Source organism: Enterobacter sp. GER_MD16_1505_Eko_090, assembly GCF_003331015.1.
GTDB lineage: Bacteria > Pseudomonadota > Gammaproteobacteria > Enterobacterales > Enterobacteriaceae > Enterobacter > Enterobacter roggenkampii.
The window spans coordinates 49487-73192 of sequence record NZ_PUQF01000024.1 but is presented as its reverse complement, the minus strand read 5'-3'; the positions used below and the strand labels follow the sequence as shown (position 1 = coordinate 73192).

Below are 23706 nucleotides of genomic sequence, written 5' to 3'. Positions count from 1 at the left end.
TGTATTCAGAGGAGCAGATTAACCCCTGGATCAATTTTCAACCGCTGGGGTGGATCAGTTTTGCACCGTTGGTAACAGCCAGGCCCGAAACGGTTTCGGCGGTCAGGCTGGTGTACAGCTGGCCGCAACACTGCAAATCGTGAACCAGAAAGCCAATGAACTTGGCGTGCCAGTGGGTGGCGGCACCCAGGCATTGCTGGACGCGCACGCTGTATCGATCGGCGACGGAGCCATTGCGCTACACGATGCTACAGGAGTGCCCTTGCGCTCACTGGGAACAGGCTCATCTCGTCTACTGGTCGCAGGAATGCAGCGTGCAGCAACACAGCAGGCGTCTGTCGCTCTGGTCGACGAAGTAGAGTACGGACTGGAACCGCATCGCCTTACCCGATTGTTGAACTCCCTTGGTGCGAAGGAAAATTCCCCACCCCTCCAGGTATTTCTAACCACCCATTCCCCGGTCGCTGTCCGCGAGCTTAACGGCAATCAGCTCTTCGTGGTACGTAAGTCTCCGGATGGTGCACATCAGGTTCTCCAGGTAGGTGTCGCTGATGATATTCAAAGCACCGTTAGGGCTGATCCGGAAGCGTTTCTCGCTCGTAGCGTCATAGTCTGCGAGGGTGCCAGTGAAGTTGGTCTAATTCGTGGCCTGGACCATTTCTGGACGAACATAAACGGAGCGTCGATGCTAGCCGCTGGGACTGCATATGTGAATGTCGGCGGCGGAGAGCCTGACCGGTGCTTTGTTCGCGGACTCGCATTGCGCCAGCTTGGCTATCGGGTATTGGTCATGGTTGATGCAGATAAGCCGCCCACTGCGGCGACCGTACAGGCCTACGTGGATGCTGGTGGGGAGTACATCACTTGGCGAGAAGGACGTGCTCTGGAAGACGAACTGTTTCTGAGTCTGCCGGATGCGGGTGTGGATGCTCTGCTTCAGCGAGCCATAGACCTTGTGGAAGAAGATTTGGTGGCTGCGCATATCCAGACTCAGTCAAACGGACAACTGGCTCTCGCCCAAATCCGGCTGCAGCGACAACAGCTAGGTATGCCATATCCCCTCGCAACGCGACAACTACTGGGGCTGGCAGCGCGTAACCGTAAAAACGGTTGGTTTAAATCGGTCACCAAATTCGAGGATGTGGCACGCGATATTCTTGGTCCCTATTGCCAAATCTCAGAGCCAGAATTTGTCGCTATGATCACTCGCCTCTACCGGTGGGCTCATGCCGCCTGAGTACAATTTATTCGCTTTTCGTCGAGGCGCGATCACGGCCCCTGCTGGTTGTGGCAAGACGCAACTCATCGCCGATACACTGTCCCAACATACTGGGGCAAAGCCGGTTCTCATCCTCACTCATACCAATGCGGGTGTTACAACACTGCGTCTGCGCATGCAAAAAGCCGGAGTGCCCGCTTCGGCTTACCACATTGCCACAATTGATGGTTTTTCCATGCGGCTGGTGGCGATGTTTCCGCAGCGAAGCGCTGTTACTGCTGCTGTCCTTCTGCTCCAGAATCCCGGAGCCGACTACCCAGCAATACGCATGGCTGCCAGGCATTTACTTCAAAGCGGGCACCTCAATGAGGTCCTCGCAGCAAGCTATGCCCATCTGATTGTCGATGAGTACCAGGACTGCAATTTAGTGCAACACGATCTCGTTACAGCACTTTCCATGGTACTTCCCACATGTGTTCTTGGCGACCCGATGCAGGCTATCTTCGGCTTTCGCGGTAATCAGCTTGTGGACTGGAATACCCACGTGCTTCCGCATTTTCCTGCTATCGGCGAGCTTAACCAGCCTTGGCGCTGGACGAACGCAGGCAAGCCCGAATTTGGCCAATGGCTTCTGGAGTGTCGGCGAATACTCCTAGCAGGAGGTGGCATTGATTTACGCCAGGCCCCGCCGGAGGTTGTCTGGGTCGAGTTGCAACCGGCTACTGCCATTCAGCAGCGGCTCACCGCTGCGTTAACACAGGCTGTTACGCGGGAAGGAGACGTTCTGGTGATTGGCGATAGCCGTAACCCTCGTGGCCGCCAGCAAATGGCCAGTCAGACACCGGGTGCTGCTGCAGTAGAGCCCGTCGACCTCGCCGACCTCACGTTGTTTGGAACGACATTCAACCTGCAGTCTGCTGACGCACTGATTTGTTTAGTGGAGTTTGCCTCAGAGGTTATGACGCAGGTCGGAGTAGCTGTTTTGCAGCGCCGACTGGAGAGCTTACGCAGGGGGACTGCACACAATCCAGCGACTGAAGCAGAAGCCGCACTGCTCGCTTTCACTAATGCCCCAAGTTTTCCCTTGGCCATCGAGGCACTACGCGCATTGACCAAGCAAAACAATGCCCGAGTCTATCGTCCGGATGTGTTGTATTGCTGTCTGCGCGCGATGCAAATAGCTGCGGAGGGGAGTTGCAGCTTTGCCGAGGCCACGGTGCGGGAGCGCGAACGAAACCGACACGAGATTCGGCCCCTTGCGCAACGTGCCATTGGTAGTACTCTGTTGCTGAAGGGACTAGAGGCGGAAGTGGCCGTTATAACCGCCACTGAGGAGATGGATGCCCGACATCTCTACGTAGCCTTCACTCGCGGATCGAAGAAGCTGGTTGTCTGCTCGTTTACTCCCGTATTGATGCCCCGCTAGTGTCGACGTAAAGCCCACTTACTACGTCGACGGAGTGCTGACCCTCTCTAAGGAACTGAACTTGTTAAACAAAAAAGTACTTTCTCAGATACAGGATGTGGCTGGTAGCGGCAATATGTCTCCCGCAGAGATGGCTGAGTGGTTAGATACTCATTCTGAAGACATAGAGCATTTAGTTGCGTTGAAAATGTTCGAGTATTTGGATGAGGCTAAAGGGGAGGTATTAAAGGATCATTACGAAAATTTAGATGCATTTACAGGAAGACTATTTACAACATGGGAGTCCCCTTTAAAGCGGCTGGATGCATTAATTTATGGGTGTACTGAAATCAGTAATGAGGTAAACAGTGAGTATCGCACCGGTTCTGGAGAAAGGTCCGCAAAACTGAACATAACCACCCGACTGCACGCACGTGCTGTCCAGGTTTCCTGCGAGATATCTCATCTTCTAAAGGGTGGCTTTGCAGACGGTGCAATGGCCCGTTGGAGAACGCTCCATGAAACCACGGCCATATTGATATTTATTGCAGAAGGCGACGAAGACCTGGCGAAAAGATTCACGGATTTTCAGAGCATACAGAGGCGAAAAGCTGCTAATCGCTATAATAAATATAGTGAAGAGTTGGGTTTTACTTCTTTCTCCCCAGAAGATTTAAGTCGGTTTGATCTCGAAAGAAATGATATCGTTGGTAAGTATGAAGCGGGTTTCGGCAATGAATTAGGTTGGGCCGCAAAAGCTTTAGGAAAAGAACCCAGTGCCAGAACTAAGGTTCGCTTTAGTGATATTGAGGAATTTGTCGAGCTGGACTTTTTGCGACCGCACTACGGCTTTGCCAACCAGTATATTCATGCAGGAATTGACAGCATTGGCTTCAAGCTCGGTACATCGCTTTCAAATAAAGATCTCTTGCTATGCGGACCATCTAATGAAGGGCTGTTAGAGCCGATTCAGTGCACCAGCTTGTCCTTAATACAGGCCACTCAGGCGATAATCTCAGTTTCACCAAACGATCAACGTTTGCTATATAGCTCCGTGCTCTGGTTGTGGCATGAGAAGTTGAAAGAAGAAGTTATTGCCGCATCTGATGCCCTAATCAAGAAAGGTGAAGCTGATAATTTTGAATAAAATCTGGGAAACGAAGATGACGCCAGTTGTATTTTAATCTTACTCACAGGATGTCAACCTAAACGAATGATGCATGAAAGCTGAGTATTTGGAGAATGGATAGAGGTTACTCGGTTTTTGGTGAACTCAAAGTATGAATAATGGCAAAAATTTTTTACTAAGGTGAAGGCGTGGCAATCTTTGACATTGAAAAGGACGAATTACTTCGGCTCTCCGATATCCAGCTGGAAGAGCTGATAGCTCGGCTAGCAGAAGCTGAAGTGGCAATGCATGGCTATAGCCCAGCATGTGTAAATTGGTCTGGTTCAATTACAGCCCCTGACGGAGGGATTGATATCCATGTTCAAGTTCCAGTTGATCAACTGAAACCAGGCTTTCTTGTAAGGCCTAATACGGTCTTTCAGGCAAAGAAACATAAGATGCCAAAGGCTACAATTGAGAAGGAAATGAGCACCTGCCAAACGCTTTCACCCATCATATCTGAACAAGCCAGAAAACAAGGCAGCTACATCATTGTCAGCCTAGGTGATGATTGCTCTCCGTCTGGAAAGAGAGATCGTCTTAATGCGATGAGGGATGCAGTAAAAGATGATCCTAACAAAAGCAATCTTCATGTTGATTTCTACGACCGTTCCAAACTCATTCAATGGCTGCGCCAACATCCATCAGTCATGCTGTGGGTAAAAGGGAAGCTTGGGCAAGGGTATTCCGGCTGGCAACCCTACGGAGCTTGGAGCAATCCGCCACAAGGTGTTACAGACACTTTAATCTCAGCCTCAGGTGTAACCATTACTTTACCGTCGGGAAAGGGGCAAAAACTCAAAATTGATGAAGCAATTAGCCCAATGCGAGAACTTATCCGTTCGACGAATAAGGCGATTCGTATTACAGGATTATCTGGTGTCGGGAAGACTCGGATCGTTCAGGCGCTTTTTGATGAAACTGTTGGAACAGATGCGCTTGACCGGACAGTAGCTATTTATGTTGATACTGGCTCTGAGCCAGTACCGTCGGCTACAGCAATGCTTGATAAGCTGATCGCTGAGGACCGACGAGCAATTATGATCCTTGATAATTGTCCATCAGAACTCCATGCTTCGCTTGCCAGCAAGGTATCAGCCGCAGGAAAAGAAGTAAGCCTCATCACGATCGAGTATGACATTAGGGATGACAAACCACAGACAACTGAGGTCATCCATATTGAGACAGATGGTCCAGAGGTGGCAGAGCAACTTCTTATCCGTCGCTTCCCTTCTATTGGTCAGAATAATGCCCGTCGTATTGCAGAGTTTGCAGATGGGAATGCAAGAGTTGCTTTGGCTATAGCTGAGAGAGGGGAGGAAGGCGAGAGTTTGGCTCTACTTTCTGATGCGCAGTTGTTTAATCGCTTGTTTGAACAGCGTAATCATCCTGATGGTAATTTACGGGAGCAAGCTGAAATATTGTCAATGGTGTATTCATTCTCGGTATCTAGTCCAGATGCTGCTACCGACGAACTGGAAATATTAGGGGCTCTCTTTGGGTATTCCAGAACCCAGTTATTTAAAGCCGTTACGAAGCTGATGGAACGTCATATCGTTCAGAAAAGATCTCACTGGAGAGCTATCTTACCTCATGCCATTGCTAACAGATTGGCAGCATCCGCACTCGACAGTATTCCCGTCGATCAACTTAGGGCGACTTTTGAAGCTCCGGGTTGTGAGCGTTTATTGATGTCTTTTTCGCATCGCTTGGGGTTGTTGCATGACCATCCTGTTGCGAAAGAAATTGTAGAAGCCTGGCTTCAGCCTAAAGGGATGTTAGGAAGAATAGCCGAGTTAAATGATATTTCGTTACGAATACTTGGGTATATCGGACCGGTTGCACCTGAAGCATTGCTCAACAGAATTGAGGTCGTACTCTCATCATCTGATTTCAAAGGTATGGAACCGGGCTACAATCCGCAGCGACGTAGTATTCTGCGTCTTTTACAATTGATGGCATACGAACCGAACGCCTTTGAACGATGTGGCAGGCTTCTCATTCGAATGGCTGAGAATGAAGCTGATAACAATGACCAGGATTCTGCTCGAAACATGGTTCCAAGGTTTTTCCAGGCGTATCTGTCTGGTACTCATGCATCCCTAAGCCAGCGTATTGCTTTAATGAACGAATGCACTGCATCAAGCATTATTACGCGTAGATCTTTGGGCTTAAAGATGCTGTCAACTGCCCTGGATGGCCCACCGTGGTCAGGGTTTGGAGTTGGTGAGTTTGGAGCTCGACCAAGAGACTATGGATACGAACCCAACTATGACGAACTTGTCGAATGGCGCAGCGCCTTTATTGACGTCATTATCGAATTAGCGGCATCCGGAGATCCTGAGCTTGAAAGGCCTGCAAGATCAATCCTAGCAGACAAATTCAGGGGAATTTGGTTTCAAGAAGTAATGCGAGACAAACTCGTCGATGCTGCCCGTACATTAAATGCTTTAAGTCCTTGGGGGGAAGGTTGGAAAGCCGTTCGTTCAACGGTCTATTTTGACTATACCAAGCGTAGCGATGGAGATGATGTTGAGCCGTTGCCGGATAATCTTGCTGCCTTAGAGAAGGAGTTGGAGCCCATTGCGTTAATTCCAACAATACAGACATACGTGTTGAGTACAAATCATGATTATTGGGCACTGGATGCAGATTTTGATCATGAGGACACCAATAGATATACCGCAGCCCGAAAACGCCTTGAAGACAAAGCATTTCAATTAGGACAGGACTTTGCCCTATCAAATCATATGCTTGAGGAGTTAGGAGCAGATCTGTTCTCTATCGGTGGAATGCCTTATCGTGCTGTCTTTGGTCGAGGGCTTGCTCGAGGGGCACATGATCTACGTATTGGCTGGCAGCGACTTGTTGAACAAATTGAAAAACAGCCAGATGCTAACAAAGACTTTGGAGTTATTGGGGGATTCATCGAAGAAGTTGACTCAGTCGATCCATCATTGGCACAGAAGTTTCTCGACCAATGTGCGCAGCATCCTGAACTTCGACAGGTATTGGTTGGCTTGCATCCTTGGGGGAAATTTACAGTAAATGATTTGGATCGCTCCATGAAGCATTTGGATGATCCAGACATTCGCCCTTTTATGTATGAGCCAATTCTCTGGCGAGACCAATACGCCAATTTACCGAGAGTCCGTTTACTTGATCTTGCTAAGCGCCTCCTAAATAAAGTTAACGGCGACGATGTTATTTTGGATGCACTATCCATGAAGCTTCATGGTAAAGATGCATCTACAGATACGCTCGGTGCAGACTTTCGATTAATCGGTCTCGCAGCAGCTATCCAGAGGATTCAAAACAGCGACAGAGACCAAGGTGGGACAATCGATTATCGCATGGAACAAGTTATCCATGCTGCATTGCGTTTCGATGGTAATGACGCAAGAAAAATAGAGTGGTTGGACACAATATTCAGCGTCATTGATGAACATTATGGATATGTGTCTGGATTTCATAAAACTATAGCTACAACTGCTGCATCGATGCCAGAAGCATTTCTCAATCGCATTTTTGAAGGTTCTGAGGAACAGCGGCAAAGAAGACAATTCTTTATTAATCGTGGTGGCTTACGCACTTATCCCCTGGCAAAAATAAATACAAGCGTTCTAATTGCATGGTGCCGCGCCAGAAATGATCCCTTTGTTTGGCCCGTTGTAGCTGGTGGGGTAAATCTTTGGTCAAAAAATGGTGAGCAGAGTGTGCTGACCATACACGAAACGGCTATAGAACTTCTAGAGGCGTCACCTAAGCCACTAGCTGTACTGGGGTCTTTTGCTGAGCGCATTACTCCATCATCCTGGACTGGTAGCCTTGCCAACATAATGCAAGCTAGATTAAGGACTTTAAGTACGTTGATTAAACACGAACGTACTGATATCGCCGAGGCTGCCAAAGTAGTTTGCGAAAAAATGATACAGTGGGTGGAACGCCAAAAAGAACGCGAACAACGGGAAGATAGTGAAAGGGAACAGAGGTTTGAATGACGGCTAAAAGCCTAACAAGGAGAAAGTGATGGAATCTGCACGTGATAAACATACCCGTGAGATTGTAGAAGCAGAGGATCTGTGGCTACTTGATAGTGTTGATACTGAAGGTTACGTGTGCTGGGGATGTGGTATAACCATGCATCCTGCTGCATGGGAAAAAGATAAAAAAGTCAGAGCCTATTTTAAAAAGAAACGCCATATTCAGCATCATCCTGAATGTGATGCTGATGCTGAAAGCATAGTAATTCGCCAAGGCCAGAAGGCCAGTGTCCGCAACATACTGGACAGTGCTCCGGGGTTAATGCCCTCGGGGCTAAAGTTGATCGAAAAACGCCCAGTTGTTGAACCAAGTTTCTCTGGTGATGAAAGTAAATCCAGTTCGACACGTTCAGCATCCTCACAATCTGGTGAAGGTAATTCACCCGAACGACAATCCCGGCGTCAAGTGAATGCTATTCGCAATATTTGCCGTGCCTTCATCCGTTTCCCGCATGACCGGGGAATGTCGCTTAACGTTCCCGGTATCAGTGGTCAAATCTACATGACGGCGTTTAAAAAGCTCCGGAATGAGGTTCAACCTTACCCGGAGCCGAAGATCTTTTATGCACCACTGCTTTGGAACAAATTTACTGAAAATGATGAAAACCTCATCATTCCCTTGTCTGGTGAATGGGGGGAAGATGAGTCAGGTAAACCTAAACCTACCCGAAGCTACCAGATCTACATCGATTGGGCTAGCTGGTCAAAAGCCAAGCGTACCGTGGTTCGTAAAGAGCTGGAGGCTGCCCGTACCGAGGCAATAGAAGCCAAAGGCAAGGGGCTGAAAGATAAAGCATGGGTATTCTTTATCGGCGAGCAAGATACTGAAAATCCGGAGATCTTCTACGTTAGCGATTATCGACTCATCTGCGCGATTGTAGGGCACATCACTTATCCCTGATGTGAAAAAGGCCTTCCCTAAACAGGAAGGCCACATTGAAATTAAAGGTCGATTTGGTAAGAACCGAAATTACGATATCCTTCACCAAAGATTTTGGTCTCTATTTTAGCGAGATAATCCAAGCGGTTCAGTAATTCCTGGTAGTTTTCCTGGAAATCAAGATGGCTGGAATTCAACACATATCGACAGTTCTCTGGAAAATGCACCAAACCTGGGTGATCGTCCAGTTGCAATCCCATCGCGCTATACCAAGCTCCAGTGATCATTGCTCTTAGCGTATTTTCTTGCTCATAATCCCCGAGATGATAGTAGGCATCTTTGTTAAACAGGAGGCAAAGGTGGTAATGGCATTTACCTGATAATGAAAATTCTCTCGCCCATATAATAATTACTGTTCCTCGGTATACACGTTTCCCTTCTCGCTCTTTTCTCTGAATATCGGCTATGAGCTTAGCCTCCATTGATTTGCACATACGGCTAATTTCACCAGGTTTCAGGCTATGAAAGCAGCAAATGTTATCACCGTTGTCAACTATCCCCGGAAAATGAGTATCAACCCTGAACGCAGCAACTCTTTGGTGCCTGTTCGTAATCAAACTCAATGAACGATTGATTATTGATCGGTAAAGTTCAACATAATTCATATAAGTATTCCTATGTGGTTGGTCCTACGGTCTTTAAAGACCGTATTGATGATTGCCACACAGACAAGACTGTACATTGTCTTTGATTCAGGTATATTCAGGCATCAGAGCATCGTATCCCCATACTGTTGTGATCTGATAATTACTTGATTAATAATACTGCTCTTAGATGACTATTAGTCAGGGCTAAGAGTAGATTGCCATTATAATACCTTTCCAACATCTAAATTTTAGAAAAAGACAGTCCTGGCCAGTGATGGCTATATTAAAGTTACTCTCTAATTAGCTTGTTTTTGCTAAGTAATAAATGTGTTTTTCCAGTGGCGTTTGACTGTTGAAATACTGATACCTAGAATTTTAGCCGTTTGTATCTGTGTATGTCCTTTCAGCTTAAGTTTTAATATTCCCAACTCATGTTTACTTCCTTTTTTTCTTCCTAACGCTTTTTTCATTGTCCGATACCGGCTCCTTGTTGACTTAAGATTATGAATGTCGACTTTTTTTTGGACTGTTATCAGAAATGACATGCAGCATTCAATTGCTGGCTCAATTCTAGTGCGAGGATGGTAACAGTAGACATTTATCTCCTTTCGAAAAAATAAAAATAAAGCCTCCTCTATGTCCTCAACATTTCTTCCCAGACAGCTTAAATCAGTAATTACAATGGTGTCACCACGGTTCATTTTTGTATTAATGAGCTCCTTTAATAGCCGTTGTTCTGAAAATGGTCGTTTAATGTCAACAATTTCAATAACAATATTCTCTGAGTCTACATGGAAAAAATCGCATATTTCTTGAAAAACAGTATGCTCTCTAACTCCTTTTGCTCCAGCAGAGTCAACACAAGCGAAGTAAGCAAAAAATTTCATTGATTAGAATCCGGTATCATTAATTATTTTTTGACACGTCAGACGCCTCTGACTTTGAGGGCGTAAAAAAGCATTTGATGACAATTGGCATCCTCACAGTGTTATCTGTCTAAGACAAAAAAATGTTTGATCTTGATGTTTCTGCCAATTGTCCTTTTCTTCTTGATTTGATACTTGTAAAAAGTGTCAATAATGTATTTTTGGACCTCTATTCAATTGGTTTGCAAGTTGATTTTATTAAGGTTTAATCGTCTCAATCGAATGATGCCTCCGCAATCTCGTATCGAAATTTCAATGACTTATTCTGTTTTTATGGCTGAGTTAATGGCCTTTACTTGCAATTCATTAAGACTCAATAACCCACTTGACTACGGAGTAAAAGCCACTCGTCTAACTCAGCTTCCAGCCAGCCGATAGATTGCTTACCCAGTCGACGCTGTTTGGGAAAAGATGCATCGTAGCGCGAAGATTTTGGATTGAGCCAATCATAGATGGTGGAGCGGCTTATGCCCATTTTGCTGACGACGTCGGTTAAACGAAGGATTCTGACGTTGGATGTGTTCATGTTAAGTTACCTTGCATTAGTTCAGTTTGGTTGTGTAAGAGTATGATCAAAGGATTTTGCAAAAAATCCGGGTAGCAAAAAGACATTTTTTACAAGAGTTAACTTGTTGATATATGGTGAATTAATGTTTTCTATATCTGAAATTTGTGAAGAAATTAGCCAGAAAAGAAAGGAAGTCTCTGAGGAGATGTCACACTGCAAGTGGGAGAGATATGCTGAAATACTTGATGAAAGCTACTCGGTAATGCAAGAAGAACTAGCCAGAATGAGAGAACAGTACTGGAAATCTGCAAAAGTGGGTACGCGTGTAAGGTTGTACTCAGAACCTCATCTTCGGGATTATCAAAGTCACACTGTTAATGGGATGTTACAGCTCAAAGAGGAGTACACAGAATTATATGATCCTGTACAGGAGTGCTGGCGAGACTTACAGAGTCGTATTTATCGGGAGACTTTTTTTCCATTAATTATCGAGCCCATCAGAATTGATGACATATTTTTTGCGCATCTTTTTAATGCTTCAATGTTGTATCAATGGGGGCAGTCGGTAGCATCGGAAAATGAATGCATCGCGCTAAGGGCATTAAATACCTCTTTTAGTCTATTTGATAAGTGTATCGGAATGGTTTGGTTCAAGGTTTACATTGATAAACAATCAGAACTATCAGGCGTTAGAGTTAAGGCTGGAAAGAAGGGGGGAGAGAAGAAAACAGAGGTATACATTGTTATTCAGAGGAAATTAGTAGACCTTATAAATGAACTTGCACCACAAGGTGGTTGGAAAAGTAAAGCTGCGGCAGTGAATGACCTTATTGACCCCTTATGGGAATATGTTGAAGAATCAGATTTTGTGATTAACAATCAAAGTAAAAAATACCGATTAGCAAATGCAAGCCAAGATGCTTTAGCGGATACTATTCTAAAAAATTGGTCACGAAACGTTGAGAGTGTCAGACTAGCATTTGATTCTCATGTACACAGAAAAAAAATCACCTCGTAGCTGAAGCTCTGCTTTGTAATTTAGATAAAGTGTATTAGCTCAAACTTGGCTGGCACTGTTGCTGCACAGGGCTTAACCTAAACTGACAGTCCGCTCAGTGCCATAAGCGGACATTGAACAAGATTTTATGTAGGTATTGCGCGATTCGTATAGTAGCAACGTAAATGAGAGCCAGACTAATGAACTACTTTGTTCCGCCTGATCCACCCACCACAATTCCACAACGTTGCAAGCAACGTCTGTTGGTTCAAATCAGGGAAATAATGGAGAAGCGCGCTCACTTCAATAGCAAGAAGATACTTCGGCAGCGAATCATCAACTAGGGCCATCTGACGAATCACCAGCGCAGCAGGATAATCAATGGCAACCGGCAGCAGCGTCATCGGAGCAGCTGGCAGCAAAGGAGAGGGAGCGCGGCGGGTCAATAGGAAAGTTAATCTGAACTAGGTGCAGCGCGCGCTGCAGCTGATTCGGGAACCTTCACGGGCTCCTGTATCTGCTGCCATGCCCGAGCTGCGTGCTCGTAGTCCCCGACTGAAACCACCTCGTAGCGGTTACCGCACTTCAGTACATGCTGATTTTCCGTAAACATACCACCGTCCAAGTTATGGCGGGCAATCGTGCAGTCTGCCCAGTAGTGCCCCTGATTGATACGGGATTCCAGCCCCGGGTTGAGGACATAAATCAGCAAAGCGATAATAAGCACCACAAAGGCACCGCTTGGGAGCCACCAACGTAGCCATTGCGTGTAGGGCCGTTTTTCAGGTGATGCGTTATGCGGTGAATGACCGGGAAAAAACGATCGGATCCCCATGCCCGTTTCATTATATAGCTGAGAGCAAACTTCCCTGATTTGACCTGACAGGTGATTATATGATTCTGCCCGCAGGATTAAAAAGTTGCCCCACCTCTGCTTGGACGAATCCCTGGTGGCTTTTGCATGCTCGTAAATTTCATCGTTTGTCTGCTCCAGCTTCACCGGGAGTTCATGGATCTCTTTTATCAGTTTCGGGCTCAGTGTTAACCAGTTCCCCTTAATATCGTCAAGAACAAAGGGGCCAACCGACGTTAACTCCAGCTGGTCGTAGTGATATTGCGTTACAGGATCATGCCTGTCAGCTGCGGCAACAGAGCAGGAGGATATCCAGGTTTCCAGACGCACGCTAAGTAGCGCACCCATAAGCCGTCTGTCTGAATCCATCTGCTCTTTTTTGGCCTCTCTCTCCTTATGCTTGATATAGATCTGTGCGAGAATCGCACCACTGATGGCCAGAATGCCACCGACCAGAGTGGGGACAACCGAAGACCAGTTCATATCCATTACCGTGTGCTCCTGCGCTGCTGGAAATGTCCGTTCAGGCTCAAAGCAGACTGTCAGATTTGATAGTCTGCTGCCAGATAAAACTGTCAGGTCAAGTCTGGGCTAATACAGATAAAGCGCCTATGGCTGGCGCTTGTAACTATGTCATCCGACAAGCCTTATACCTCGAATACCATCTCCAATCATATTTCCACGATCCGCAGCCATTACAAAATCAGCCCACCACTGCATCATCGGGCGGCGCTGCTCAAGGTAATCGCTTCGGTTATAGGCTCGACGTACTTCATTCTTGTCAACATGTGCAAGCGCAGCCTCAATCACATCGGGTGGAAAGCCTTGTTCATTAAGAGCAGTGCTTGCGATAGATCGCAGACCATGTGACACGAGGATACCGCCGAATCCCGCTCTCTTTAACGAAGCATTTACCGTTTGGCTGTTCATTGACTGAGTGGGCTTCAAACGGCTTGGAAAAATGAATTCTCGATTGCCACTTAACGGCTTCATCATTTCCAGGACAGTGATGGCTTCATCTGACAATGGCACAGTATGATCACGATTCATCTTCATACGTGTTGCAGGAATCTTCCATTCTCGTGCCTCCATGTCTATCTCTTCCCAGCGTGCTTCAGCCGCTTCGGCAGGGCGGGTAATAGTAAGAAGTTGCCACATGAACAAGCAGCGTGTGGAAAGACTAATGCTGGCTGTTCGCATTGTTTGCATCAGTTGCGGTAGCTGATCCGGTCGAATGCTGGGCATGTTCTTTTTCTGAGGCTTCTCGAAGGCTTTACCGATGTTAACGCTGGGAACAGCATCAATCAGGCCTGTGTTCTGGGCATATATCATGACTTCATTGATACGTTGACAAAGACGACGAACGGTTTCTAGGGCCCCTCTGGCCTGAACAGGTTGAACGGCCTGAACCAGTGTATGAGCTTTAATATCTGTGACGCTAACGTCGCCAATCGCAGGAAAGACATCTCTCTCAAGAGAGCGCCAGATATCTTCAGCATAGTCCTCTGTCACACTGGCTTTCTTCACATTCCACCAACGCTCAGCCACGAGTTGGAAAGTATTGGTTTTGGCTTCCAGCGAACTGCGAAGTTGTTCTTGCCGATGCTCCTGTGGATCGATTTGTTTCGCGAGGAGTGAGCGAGACTCTGCCCGGTAGTTTCTGGCATCGGCAAGTGTAACTGACGGGTAGGGGCCTATGCTCTTCTTCGCACGTTTCTTGGTGACAGGGCGAATGTAGCGAAATTGCCAGATTTTACTCCCACTGGATTTGATCAGCAGCTCAAGGCCATCGCCATCATAGAGCACATAGTCCGCTTCCTTGGGTTTAGCAGATTCGATTTCTTTAACGGATAGAGGTTTGGTTTGTCTCGCCATTGCCGGGTTTCCATAGTTTTAGGCACCTCAAAAACAATAAAGCTTTATGAGGTGCCTAACAAGGTGCCTAAAAGGTTCGGATTTAATTAGTTCTCTTCGGACTTCGCGGGACAAATTGAGGGCACAAAAAAGCCCGCAGGGCTTGCGCCGTGCGGGCTCTTAGGACTTCATCGGATGACTCTGGTAATCATCGATGGAGAATTTTGGTGGAGCTGGCGGGAGTTGAACCCGCGTCCGAAATTTCTACATACCATTTTTACTGTAATGAAAACAGTGATTTACGTTTAAAAACAGAGTGTTAGTGTTATTTGGTGTTTGTGCGTTTTATGCCTTTTTAACGCTCTGCCGCCAAAGTGCCGCCATAAATTAGCGGTTCCAGTTGAGATTGTGAAGCGGGTTTTTGGTAACGGCATCTTCCAGGTGGTCGGGTGCAAAGTGTGCGTAAACCATCGTCATTTTAATATCGGCATGGCCTAGAATATCGCGCAGTACCAGTATGTTTCCGCCGTTCATCATAAAGTGGCTGGCGAATGTATGGCGCAGTACATGCGTGCACTGGCCTTCAGGCAAGTCGATACCCGCTCTTTTTACTGCGCGCTCAAAAGCTTTTCTGCAGGGCGTGAATAGCTTACCTCTGTTTTTGGGCAGATCGTCATACAGATCCTGAGATATCGGTACGGTTCGGTTTTTCTTGCCTTTGGTTTTGGTATAGGTGATCCGGTATTTAGATAACTGATGGCCCTGCAGGTTTTCGGCTTCACTCCACCGCGCGCCGGTGGCTAGGCATACCTTTGCGATCATTAATAGGCTGGGGCTTTGAGAATCAGCGCAGGCATCAAGCAGGCGTTTAATTTCGTCTTGGGCAAGGAACGCCAGTTCCCCCTCTGCGATTTTGAATGTTGGTAGCCCGGCGAGAGGGTTAGGCGCTGACCAGTGGCCCAGCTTTTTCAGGGTGCCAAAAACGGATGATAGGTTACGCTGTTCCAGGTTTACCGTGCGGGGCTTTACTGGCGACATCAGCGCGCCGTCTTCGTTACGTACTTCACCTTTTAATCGTGCTTCGCGATATTTTGTAAAGTCACCGGCGGTTAACTCAGAGGCGACGGGATCGCCCAGGCCATTGCAGATAATATTCAGTTTCGCCATTAGGCGCTTGGGGTCTGCGAGCGTCTGGCCGTAAAGGGAGTGCCACTGCTCTATCAATTCTGACAAACGCCGCCGATCTTCCTTTTCACCCAGCCACGGCTTTTTGTTCACTTCATCCATGGTGAAGTTTTCGAATGCTACAGCCTCGCCCTTTGTCGCAAATTGCTTGCGCACGCGCTTGCCGTCACGCCCGTTCGGGTAACACTCGCACAACCATTTTCCGTTCGGCTGTTTTCTGATGGTCATATCAAAGGCTCTTAATAATTTTCAATGCGCGGCCAACAACCTCGATATCATCCAAGCTGCACTCAAACGAAGAGTCATCTTGATGCACAACTAATCTGTTTCCCGGAAGGCGAGTTAGCTTAACAATGCTTTTTATCCCGTCGATATCGACCAACCACATCCCATTCACTGGTGGTGTCTGGTTACGGTCAACTAAATATGAATCGCCAGTGGTATTTACGAGAAGCAGCTCGTTTGAGTCAGGGGGAAGCAGGCTGCTATCAATGATGGCCTTCCCGGCTTCAACCAACGAACCTCCTACAAGGGTAGCCTTGTCGATCTCTGGCGATATAAGTTCAGAAAGAGGTTTTACCTTGCTGAAGTTCACGATATTGATACTTTTTTTATCATCAATTTTTGCTCCTGGTTCGCCTTGTCCTGTGGTTAGCCAGAGTAACGAAACGCCTGTTTCAAGAGCGCATTGGATCACCCATTCCGCAGGAAAGCTGTCCCTTAAGTATCTGTTTGCCATGGTACTTTTAGATGCGCCTAGGTGATCGCATAGCTGCTGTCTGGACTTGAAATCATAGGCAGCCATCAACCTATGGATAGCCTCTCTACCCCCTGTATTCTCGCCAGCTTTCACCTGTATCATTTTTTAATCCTATTGACGTATCAAATATTGGATCGTAGTATCTCGATTGTTCAAATGTTGAATCACATAAAACAAGATAAAACGACATAAACCAAACCTTAACTGAGAGATACTGCACTATGAGCACTGATATTTCAATTCGTGTACCAAAAGAGATGGCTACGCCTGCGGAATTCGCCGAATGGGAAGGCATTTCACGCGGCTCTGTTTATCAAAAAATCCACCATGGTCAGCTGGCTAAGTACATGGTTAAAAAGGATAAAAACAAGGGCCGCGTAAGCCTGCGTTATCTTATGTACAAAACCGATCAGGTTCGCGAGTCCCTTGGTCATTCCAACTTTCGCGTTGTTGTTGGTCAGTGAGTTCAATTATGAGAACTTTCGAAGAGGCTCACATGTTTGATTATAAGATTTCCAAACATCCGTACTTTGACGACGCCTGCCGGGCTTTCGCACTACGTCACAACATGGCGAAGCTGGCGGCACGCGCCGGAATGAATGTCCAGACTCTGCGCAACAAGCTGAACCCGGACCAGCCACATCAACTGACGCCGCCGGAAATCTGGATGCTGACGGATATCACTGAGGACTCCACGCTGGTTGACGGTTTTCTGGCTCAGATTCACTGCCTGCCATGCGTACCGATGAACGAAGTGGCAAAAGAGAAGCTGCCGCATTACGTCATGAGCGCTACTGCTGAAATCGGACGTGTTGCTGCCGGTGCCGTATCGGGTGATGTGAAAACCACCGCAGGCCGCCGCGATGTTATCAGCAGCATTAACTCTGTTACTCGTCTGATGGCACTGGCTGCCGTTTCGATGCAGGCGCGTTTACAGGCTAACCCAGCGATGGCAAGCGCGGTGGATACCGTGACGGGCCTCGGCGCTTCGTTCGGTCTGATCTGAGGTGGTTATGCTGACTAAAGAACCATCTTTCGCGTCACTTCTCATAAAGCAAAGCCCGGCAATGCACTACGGTCACGGCTGGATCATGGGGAAGGATGGCAAACGCTGGCACCCGTGCCGCTCTCAGGATGAACTGTTGGCTGACCTGTCCACAACCAAACAGGGGAAATCATGGCTATTGAAGGCGCTACGGCGACTGTTCCATTAAGCCCCGGTGAACGCCTGGACGGACTGAACCATATTGCGGAATTGAGGGCTAAAGTGTTTGGTCTGAATATTGAGCCGGAGCTTGAAAGGTTTATTAAAGATATGCGCGATCCACGCGACGTAAATAATAAACAGAATGAGCGGGCACTGGCAGCCATTTTTTATATGGCAAAAATTCCGGCAGAACGTCACGGCGTCAATATTAGTGATCTGACTACTGACGAAAAGCGGGAACTGGTGAAAGCAATGAATCATTTTCGTGCAGTGGTGAGCTTATTTCCCAAACGGCTAACCATGCCGAATTAATCAACAACAGAAATTAATGGCGTAAACCCGCCGGGCTTCTTATTGCCCAAATTCAGGAGAAACAACTATGCGAAATATTGAAACCCGTACCACTAAAGCCGGACCAGATGATGCTGGACTCAACCTGCTGCTGACTGAGGCACGCAAAGAAGAACGACGGGGACGCGCAGATGTGATGGCTGCACGTCTGGATTCTTTAGCTGCTCGTATCGTGTCACGCCAGCTTAACCACACGGAAGCGGCTGAGCTGCTGCGTCAGGAAGCGGTGAAGATTCAGAACGAAGCGCAGGAGATCCACTGATGGCTGATTCAATGGACCTTGTACAGCAGCGCGTTGAAGAAGAACGCCAGCGCCACATCCACACCGCCCGCAATAAAACACCGGGTGTTTCCCGTGTTCTCTGCATTGATTGCGATGCGCCGATCCCGCCAGCTCGCCGCCGAGCCATTCCGGGCGTGCAGTGCTGCGTCACCTGTCAGGAAATTTCAGAGCTTAAAGGCAAACACTACAACGGAGGTGTTGTATGAGCACTATCCTGAAATGGGCGGGAAATAAAACCGCCATCATGCCGGAACTGATTAAGCACCTTCCTGCTGGCCCGCGACTGGTTGAACCTTTCGCGGGTTCATGCGCTGTAATGATGGCGACAGACTATCCTCATTATCTTGTCGCGGATATTAATCCAGACCTGATAAATCTTTATAAGCATATTGCATTTGACTGCGATAAATTCATTTCAAATGCAAAAGGATTCTTTGCCAGCACAAATAGCGCAGAGTCTTATTACAACATCCGTCAGGATTTTAATCATTCTGCTGAAACCACCGATTTCTGGAAAGCTGTATTTTTCCTTTATCTTAATCGCCATGGTTATCGTGGGTTGTGCCGCTATAATTTGAGCGGTCATTTTAATGTCCCTTACGGTAATTATAAAAATCCGTATTTCCCTGAAAGTGAAATACGCGCTTTTGCAGAAAAGGCTCAACGTGCAACGTTTATCTGTGCCAGCTATGACGAAACACTGGCGCTGCTGCAGGCTGGTGATGTTGTTTATTGTGATCCGCCATACGATGGCACATTTAGCGGTTATCACACAGCCGGTTTTACAGAAGACGATCAGTATCATCTGGCGTCTATTCTTGAGCGCCGGTCATCAGAAGGTCATCCGGTTATCGTGTCCAACAGCGACACGTCCCTGACCCGTTCGCTTTATCGTAATTTTACCCGCCATCGCATCACTGCAAAGCGCAGCATGGGTGTGGCTGCCGGTGAGAGTAAATCTGCAGCAGAAATCATCGCCACAAAATCAGCAGGCTGGTTTGGGGTCGATTTGGCGTCCGGTCCAGATATCTCGGTGGAAACTGAGGTGCGGGCGTGGCAGTGAGTAAATTCACATTACATAATGCACCAACCACCGGCGGCTCGAATGAGGCTGCCGTGGCCTTTTCATGGAATAACCCAAAAAAAGCGGTTAATCCATATCTGGACCCGGCGGAAGTTGCGCCGGATTCTGCGCTTTCAAACCTGATCGCTCTTTACGCTGCGGATAACGAGCAGGAGCAGTTGCGCCGTGAAGCGCTGAGTGATGAGGTCTGGGAACGCTATTTCTTCAATGATTCCCGCGATCCTGTCCAGCGCGAAATGGAGCAGGACCGGCTGATTAGTCGTGCCAAAATGGCGCGCGAGCAGCAGCGTTTTAATTCTGATCTGGTCATTCTGGCTGACGTTAACGCCATGCCGCCCCACATCAGCAAGCCTTTGCTGGAACGGATTAAATATTTCCATAGCCTGGGCAGGGCAAAGGCTTATTCCCGCTACCTGCGCGAAACAATCAGGCCGTGTCTTGAGCGGCTGGAGCGCGTGCGTGACAGTCAGGTGTCTGCGTCTTTCCGGTTCATGGCGAGCCATGACGGGCTGGAGGGGCTGCTGGTACTGCCTGAAATGAATCAGGATCAGGTCAAGCGCCTTTCCACGCTGGTTGCGGCACATATGAGCACGTGTCTTGATGCGGCCTGCGGTGATCTGTTTGTCAGCGATGATGTTAAACCAGAAGAAATCCGCCAGGCATGGGAAAGGGTTGCTGCAGAAGCCATGCGCCTTGAGGTCATCCCGCCAGCGTTTGAACGGTTACGCCGCAAAAAGCGCCGCCGCAAGCCGGTGCCTTATGAACTGATCCCACCATCGCTGGCGCGTATGCTGTGCGCGGACTGGTGGTATCGCAAACTGTGGCAGATGCGCTGCGAGTGGCGGGAGGAACATCTGCGCGCCGTCTGCCTGGTCAACAAAAAAGCGTCCCCGTATGTCAGCTATGAAGCCGTGATCCACAAACGCGAGCAGCGCCGCAAATCGCTGGAGTTCTTCCGCTCGCATGAGCTGGTCAACGAAGACGGCGACACGCTGGACATGGAAGACGTGGTGAACGCCAGCAACAGCAACCCGGCACACCGCCGTAATGAAATGATGGCCTGTGTTAAGGGACTGGAGCTGATCGCGGAAATGCGCGGAGACTGCGCAGTGTTCTTTACCATCACCTGTCCGTCACGCTTCCACGCAACCCTCAACAACGGCAGACCTAATCCGAAGTGGACCAGCGCCACCGTCCGTCAGAGCAGTGACTATCTGGTTGATACGTTCGCCGCTTTCCGCAAGGCAATGCACAAGGTGGGGCTGCGCTGGTATGGCGTCCGCGTGGCAGAGCCGCACCATGACGGCACCGTGCACTGGCATCTTCTCTGCTTCATGCGCAAAAAAGACCGCCGTTCCATCACTGCGATGCTGCGCAGGTTTGCCATCCGTGAAGACCGCGAGGAGCTGGGCACCAATACCGGGCCGCGCTTCAAGTCCGAGCTAATCAACCCGCGCAAGGGCACGCCGACCAGCTACATCGCCAAATACATCAGCAAGAACATCGACGGGCGCGGACTGGCTAAAGAAATCAGCAAAGAAACCGGCAGATCACTGCGTGACAGCGCCGAGCATGTCACCGCCTGGGCGTCACTGCATCGTGTCCAGCAGTTCCGTTTCTTTGGTATTCCGGGGCGTCAGGCATACCGCGAGCTGCGCTTGCTGGCTGGTCAGGCGGCGAGAGTGCAGGGTGAACGCAAAGCGGGTGCGCCGGTACTGGATAACCCGCGTCTGGATGCGGTACTGGCAGCTGCAGATGCGGGTTGCTTTGCCACCTACATCATGAAGCAGGGCGGTGTACTGGTGCCCCGCAAACATCACCTTGTCCGCACGGCTTATGAGCTTAACGACGAACCGAGCGCCTACGGCGATCACGGTATCCGTATCTATGGCATCTGGTCCCCGATTGTAGAAGGCAAGATTTGCACGCACGCGGTGAAGTGGAAAAAGGTTCGCAAGGCCGTTGACGTTCAGGAGGCGGCAGCCGACCAGGGCGCTTGCGCCCCTTGGACTCGTGGCAATAACTGTCCCCCTGTTGAAAATCTGAACAAATCAGGGGGTGATTTACCCGATATAAAAACCATGGATGAGAAGGAGCTGCAGGAATATCTCCACAGCATGGGCCAGAAGGAACGGCGGGAGCTGACAGCCAGGTTAAGGCTGGTAAAACCGAAGCGGAAAAAAGCATATAAACAGACTATTTCTGATCAGCAGCGCCTGCAGCTTGAGGCAGAACTGAGTTCCAGAGGGTTCGATGTTAGCGAGTCAGAGATTGACCTGCTTCTGCGCGGCGGCAGTATTCCGTCAGGTGCCGGGCTGCGTATTTTTTACCGAAACCACCGTCTGCAGGAAGATGACAAATGGCGTCAGTGGTACTGATGCCGCAGTTTTAACAATTCTTGCTCTTATTGATCCGCATCAGAGCGATCTAATTGACAGATAAAAAACGTTTTACATTCACCAAATCCTACTATACTGTGTTTATAACCAGTGGATATACATACAGTTATTGTGTGTCCGTAGTAGTGATAGGAGGGAAAATGCAGGATTATCTTTTGGAGTCGTTGAAACTCCAGCGCATTGATTTTTTTATCAAGCTTGTAGCGGCTAGTGAGTGTAGCGACGAAGAAAAGCGGCTGGCTATCCAGTGGGTGTCCGAAATGACCGACGAGCTGATGGCGAAAATCCGCAGCCATGAATACTGCCGGTCAATGGACGTCACCAGTTAAGGGGGATCTGTATGCGCATTGAAATAATGATCGATAAAGAGCAGAAGATTAGCCAGGCTACACTGGACGCCCTTGAATCCGAGCTTTACCGTAATTTGCGCCCTCTGTATCCCAAAACAGCAATTCGTATCCGTAAGGGCAGCGCCAACGGCGTTGAGCTGAGCGGGTTAAAGCTGGATGAAGACAAAAAGCGAGTGATGGAAATAATGCAGCAGGTCTGGGAGGACGACAGCTGGTTACATTAGCGAACGTTGCGGACGATAAAACTGGTTTTTACCGTCCGCAAGGTTGAACAACGAGCCACGCGAGGCGTTAGAAATTGTCTTGGTTAGTGCCTACTTCTCATAAGAGGCACTATATATGCTAAATGCAGCGGTTTAAGGCAGAAACATCTTGCGCGATTAGGGGCAATGAACTTAAGTTAAGTAACGCAACCAACAGTTAAAACGGTTGTCTTAGTTATAAGGAATTTGCTGTTGTGGTTGCTGGTGACGAAGTGTACACTTCCGCGCCATATAAGAAGGAGGGGTTATGTCAAGTATCGCCGCATTGAGGCTGGGTAATCCAGTTGAACGTTTGGCACGGGTTCTGAAAGAGAACCAGGACAAGCTCAATCTGAGTAAAGATGGTTTTGTGTCCGTAGATTTGTCCAACGAAGAAGCTATGAAAGCCATCAGAGATCAGATGGATAAGCTTGAAGGCATCAAAACGAGCACTGTCAAAGCAAAACATTATTACAGAACCCGATAATGGCAACATTACTTTTAGCAGTGATTTTGGTTAGTGGTTTTATATATGTAAACCTATCACTTTCAACGCGTTATAGATATAAGCGTTCCAATGGCTGGGACGCTTATTTTTTTGTGGCTGCATGGGGAATTGTCTTTTTCCTCGCTGGCGGCTTTCTTACCTTCGCTCTTAACATCAGTGGTGGGTTTCGCTGGCTTTCCAATGCGCTGAATCTGACTCCAGACAGCTTTAACGGGATGTTATCCACCACAACGGATAAGCCGCAGCGCATCAATGAAATTAAGCAGATCGCGTGGGTTGTGATTTCAATAGTTCTGGCGGCTCTGTTCGGTTGGCTAAACAAACGGCGTACTTCGAAGGGTGATCGCCGTTGGGATGCACTAGCAAAGGCTGTGGGAAACAATGCCTTTGAGTCGCTACTCATGGAAGCATCAGCACGTCAATTCCCTATCATCGCTACACTTTCATCACGCAAAATCTATGTAGGGCTGGTGACTTGTCCGGCGCTGGAAAATGGATTGTCGGAACACCTTGAAATTCTCCCCATGCTGAGCGGATATCGTGACAAAGACGACCTAACGATAAATATCACGACAAACTACCATCAGCACTATCTTGAAAGCGGCGTCATTAGTGGAATGTCGCGCCTGAATATTCAGGATTTCCGTGTGCTGATCCCTAAAGATGAAGTTGAAACTATCTCGTTTTTTGACACTGAAACGTATAACAAATTTAAAGAAGACGAAGCGCGCGACAGAAAAGACTGCCGCAAGTTGGGTGGTAAAAAGCCATCAACACGCAGGAGAAGGCCTGCTGGCGACGCAGAGCAGGGTAGTGCATGACTATGCTGCATGAATC

General features: G+C 48.1%; 25 protein-coding genes and 1 pseudogene. 18 read left to right on the top strand and 8 right to left on the bottom strand.

Annotated elements, in window-relative coordinates; all coding sequences use genetic code 11:
* Positions 1-139: 139 nt before the first annotated feature.
* The 5 genes from C6A40_RS21905 to C6A40_RS21885 all read left to right on the top strand — a co-directional run bounded on the left by C6A40_RS21905 (position 140) and on the right by C6A40_RS21885 (position 8736).
* The gene (locus C6A40_RS21905; RefSeq protein ID WP_239991063.1) at positions 140-1237 is read left to right on the top strand and encodes an ATP-dependent nuclease; all 1098 of its coding nucleotides are present in this window, start codon (positions 140-142) and stop codon (positions 1235-1237) included.
* A complete protein-coding gene (locus C6A40_RS21900) occupies positions 1227-2645 on the top strand; it encodes a UvrD-helicase domain-containing protein (RefSeq protein ID WP_114191413.1) in 1419 nt (472 codons plus the stop codon). The genes C6A40_RS21905 and C6A40_RS21900 overlap by 11 nt, the downstream gene beginning before the upstream one ends.
* A gap of 61 nt (positions 2646-2706) precedes the next feature.
* Positions 2707-3771, top strand: a complete 1065-nt coding sequence (locus C6A40_RS21895; RefSeq protein WP_114191412.1) for a DUF5677 domain-containing protein — start codon at positions 2707-2709, stop codon at positions 3769-3771.
* A 170-nt stretch (positions 3772-3941) separates the two neighbouring features.
* Positions 3942-7793 (top strand): hypothetical protein, encoded by a 3852-nt coding sequence (locus C6A40_RS21890; protein ID WP_114191411.1) that lies wholly within the window; start codon positions 3942-3944, stop codon positions 7791-7793.
* Between the two features lie 28 nt (positions 7794-7821).
* Positions 7822-8736, top strand: a complete 915-nt coding sequence (locus C6A40_RS21885) for a hypothetical protein (protein ID WP_114191410.1) — start codon at positions 7822-7824, stop codon at positions 8734-8736.
* Positions 8737-8777: 41 nt separating this feature from the next.
* On the opposite strand, the gene C6A40_RS21880 is transcribed toward C6A40_RS21885, so the two are convergent.
* From C6A40_RS21880 to C6A40_RS21870, 3 genes are all read right to left on the bottom strand, one after another.
* A complete protein-coding gene (locus C6A40_RS21880; protein ID WP_114191409.1) occupies positions 8778-9380 on the bottom strand; it encodes an inovirus Gp2 family protein in 603 nt (200 codons plus the stop codon).
* 296 nt (positions 9381-9676) lie between these two features.
* Positions 9677-10249 carry a recombinase family protein gene (locus C6A40_RS21875; RefSeq protein WP_114191408.1) on the bottom strand — a complete coding sequence of 191 codons (573 nt, stop codon included), beginning with the start codon at positions 10247-10249 and terminating at the stop codon, positions 9677-9679.
* 352 nt (positions 10250-10601) lie between these two features.
* Positions 10602-10814, bottom strand: coding sequence for an AlpA family phage regulatory protein (locus C6A40_RS21870; protein ID WP_071602232.1), 213 nt, complete (start codon positions 10812-10814; stop codon positions 10602-10604).
* Between the two features lie 124 nt (positions 10815-10938).
* Between C6A40_RS21870 and C6A40_RS21865 the strand changes: the two genes are divergently transcribed.
* Positions 10939-11814, top strand: coding sequence for a hypothetical protein (locus C6A40_RS21865; protein WP_114191407.1), 876 nt, complete (start codon positions 10939-10941; stop codon positions 11812-11814).
* A gap of 200 nt (positions 11815-12014) precedes the next feature.
* Here the strand turns inward: C6A40_RS21865 and C6A40_RS21860 are convergent.
* From C6A40_RS21860 to C6A40_RS21840, 5 genes and pseudogenes are all read right to left on the bottom strand, one after another.
* Positions 12015-12197, bottom strand: a pseudogene (locus tag C6A40_RS21860) (phage integrase family protein); the annotation flags it as partial.
* 50 nt (positions 12198-12247) lie between these two features.
* On the bottom strand, positions 12248-13135 hold the full coding sequence (locus C6A40_RS21855) for a hypothetical protein (protein ID WP_114191406.1): 888 nt from the start codon (positions 13133-13135) through the stop codon (positions 12248-12250).
* A 144-nt stretch (positions 13136-13279) separates the two neighbouring features.
* Positions 13280-14521 carry an integrase gene (locus tag C6A40_RS21850; protein WP_114191405.1) on the bottom strand — a complete coding sequence of 414 codons (1242 nt, stop codon included), beginning with the start codon at positions 14519-14521 and terminating at the stop codon, positions 13280-13282.
* Between the two features lie 366 nt (positions 14522-14887).
* Positions 14888-15913 carry a site-specific integrase gene (locus C6A40_RS21845; protein ID WP_103786899.1) on the bottom strand — a complete coding sequence of 342 codons (1026 nt, stop codon included), beginning with the start codon at positions 15911-15913 and terminating at the stop codon, positions 14888-14890.
* 1 nt (position 15914) lies between these two features.
* Positions 15915-16547, bottom strand: coding sequence for a phage repressor protein CI (locus C6A40_RS21840; RefSeq protein WP_114191404.1), 633 nt, complete (start codon positions 16545-16547; stop codon positions 15915-15917).
* Between the two features lie 119 nt (positions 16548-16666).
* Between C6A40_RS21840 and C6A40_RS21835 the strand changes: the two genes are divergently transcribed.
* The 12 genes from C6A40_RS21835 to C6A40_RS21780 all read left to right on the top strand — a co-directional run bounded on the left by C6A40_RS21835 (position 16667) and on the right by C6A40_RS21780 (position 23690).
* Positions 16667-16909, top strand: coding sequence for a Rha family transcriptional regulator (locus tag C6A40_RS21835; protein WP_057060132.1), 243 nt, complete (start codon positions 16667-16669; stop codon positions 16907-16909).
* A 32-nt stretch (positions 16910-16941) separates the two neighbouring features.
* Positions 16942-17451: a phage regulatory CII family protein gene (locus tag C6A40_RS21830; RefSeq protein ID WP_114191403.1), complete on the top strand. Its 510-nt coding sequence runs from the start codon at positions 16942-16944 to the stop codon at positions 17449-17451.
* Between the two features lie 7 nt (positions 17452-17458).
* Entirely contained in the window at positions 17459-17659 is a 201-nt protein-coding gene (locus C6A40_RS21825; protein ID WP_015386352.1) for a phage filamentation protein Fil family protein, read from the top strand.
* Entirely contained in the window at positions 17623-17964 is a 342-nt protein-coding gene (locus C6A40_RS21820) for a DUF5347 domain-containing protein (protein ID WP_000963477.1), read from the top strand. Before C6A40_RS21825 ends, C6A40_RS21820 begins: the two co-directional genes overlap by 37 nt.
* A gap of 67 nt (positions 17965-18031) precedes the next feature.
* Positions 18032-18265 carry a DUF2732 family protein gene (locus tag C6A40_RS21815; RefSeq protein ID WP_114191402.1) on the top strand — a complete coding sequence of 78 codons (234 nt, stop codon included), beginning with the start codon at positions 18032-18034 and terminating at the stop codon, positions 18263-18265.
* Entirely contained in the window at positions 18265-18492 is a 228-nt protein-coding gene (locus C6A40_RS21810; RefSeq protein WP_032634595.1) for a TraR/DksA family transcriptional regulator, read from the top strand. The genes C6A40_RS21815 and C6A40_RS21810 overlap by 1 nt, the downstream gene beginning before the upstream one ends.
* A complete protein-coding gene (locus C6A40_RS21805) occupies positions 18489-19349 on the top strand; it encodes a DNA adenine methylase (protein WP_114191401.1) in 861 nt (286 codons plus the stop codon). Before C6A40_RS21810 ends, C6A40_RS21805 begins: the two co-directional genes overlap by 4 nt.
* A complete protein-coding gene (locus C6A40_RS21800) occupies positions 19340-21748 on the top strand; it encodes a replication endonuclease (protein ID WP_114191400.1) in 2409 nt (802 codons plus the stop codon). Before C6A40_RS21805 ends, C6A40_RS21800 begins: the two co-directional genes overlap by 10 nt.
* Positions 21749-21909: 161 nt before the next feature.
* Positions 21910-22098: a hypothetical protein gene (locus C6A40_RS21795; RefSeq protein WP_048977490.1), complete on the top strand. Its 189-nt coding sequence runs from the start codon at positions 21910-21912 to the stop codon at positions 22096-22098.
* 11 nt (positions 22099-22109) lie between these two features.
* Positions 22110-22343 (top strand): DinI family protein, encoded by a 234-nt coding sequence (locus C6A40_RS21790; RefSeq protein ID WP_001217561.1) that lies wholly within the window; start codon positions 22110-22112, stop codon positions 22341-22343.
* Between the two features lie 286 nt (positions 22344-22629).
* Positions 22630-22848, top strand: coding sequence for a hypothetical protein (locus C6A40_RS21785; RefSeq protein WP_032706396.1), 219 nt, complete (start codon positions 22630-22632; stop codon positions 22846-22848).
* Positions 22848-23690, top strand: a complete 843-nt coding sequence (locus tag C6A40_RS21780; protein WP_114191399.1) for a hypothetical protein — start codon at positions 22848-22850, stop codon at positions 23688-23690. The genes C6A40_RS21785 and C6A40_RS21780 overlap by 1 nt, the downstream gene beginning before the upstream one ends.
* The last annotated feature ends 16 nt before the right edge of the window (positions 23691-23706 follow it).

Coding starts and splice junctions, on each gene's coding strand:
- C6A40_RS21865 (WP_114191407.1), top strand. CDS start 10,939: ATGTTTTCTATATCTGAAATTTGTGAAGAAATTAGCCAGAAAAGAAAG.
- C6A40_RS21795 (WP_048977490.1), top strand. CDS start 21,910: ATGCAGGATTATCTTTTGGAGTCGTTGAAACTCCAGCGCATTGATTTT.
- C6A40_RS21875 (WP_114191408.1), bottom strand. CDS start 10,249: ATGAAATTTTTTGCTTACTTCGCTTGTGTTGACTCTGCTGGAGCAAAA.
- C6A40_RS21780 (WP_114191399.1), top strand. CDS start 22,848: ATGGCAACATTACTTTTAGCAGTGATTTTGGTTAGTGGTTTTATATAT.
- C6A40_RS21820 (WP_000963477.1), top strand. CDS start 17,623: ATGGCTATTGAAGGCGCTACGGCGACTGTTCCATTAAGCCCCGGTGAA.
- C6A40_RS21835 (WP_057060132.1), top strand. CDS start 16,667: ATGAGCACTGATATTTCAATTCGTGTACCAAAAGAGATGGCTACGCCT.
- C6A40_RS21825 (WP_015386352.1), top strand. CDS start 17,459: ATGCTGACTAAAGAACCATCTTTCGCGTCACTTCTCATAAAGCAAAGC.
- C6A40_RS21830 (WP_114191403.1), top strand. CDS start 16,942: ATGTTTGATTATAAGATTTCCAAACATCCGTACTTTGACGACGCCTGC.
- C6A40_RS21900 (WP_114191413.1), top strand. CDS start 1,227: ATGCCGCCTGAGTACAATTTATTCGCTTTTCGTCGAGGCGCGATCACG.
- C6A40_RS21790 (WP_001217561.1), top strand. CDS start 22,110: ATGCGCATTGAAATAATGATCGATAAAGAGCAGAAGATTAGCCAGGCT.
- C6A40_RS21850 (WP_114191405.1), bottom strand. CDS start 14,521: ATGGCGAGACAAACCAAACCTCTATCCGTTAAAGAAATCGAATCTGCT.
- C6A40_RS21810 (WP_032634595.1), top strand. CDS start 18,265: ATGGCTGATTCAATGGACCTTGTACAGCAGCGCGTTGAAGAAGAACGC.
- C6A40_RS21815 (WP_114191402.1), top strand. CDS start 18,032: ATGCGAAATATTGAAACCCGTACCACTAAAGCCGGACCAGATGATGCT.
- C6A40_RS21870 (WP_071602232.1), bottom strand. CDS start 10,814: ATGAACACATCCAACGTCAGAATCCTTCGTTTAACCGACGTCGTCAGC.
- C6A40_RS21805 (WP_114191401.1), top strand. CDS start 18,489: ATGAGCACTATCCTGAAATGGGCGGGAAATAAAACCGCCATCATGCCG.
- C6A40_RS21855 (WP_114191406.1), bottom strand. CDS start 13,135: ATGGATATGAACTGGTCTTCGGTTGTCCCCACTCTGGTCGGTGGCATT.
- C6A40_RS21845 (WP_103786899.1), bottom strand. CDS start 15,913: ATGACCATCAGAAAACAGCCGAACGGAAAATGGTTGTGCGAGTGTTAC.
- C6A40_RS21885 (WP_114191410.1), top strand. CDS start 7,822: ATGGAATCTGCACGTGATAAACATACCCGTGAGATTGTAGAAGCAGAG.
- C6A40_RS21785 (WP_032706396.1), top strand. CDS start 22,630: ATGTCAAGTATCGCCGCATTGAGGCTGGGTAATCCAGTTGAACGTTTG.
- C6A40_RS21880 (WP_114191409.1), bottom strand. CDS start 9,380: ATGAATTATGTTGAACTTTACCGATCAATAATCAATCGTTCATTGAGT.
- C6A40_RS21840 (WP_114191404.1), bottom strand. CDS start 16,547: ATGATACAGGTGAAAGCTGGCGAGAATACAGGGGGTAGAGAGGCTATC.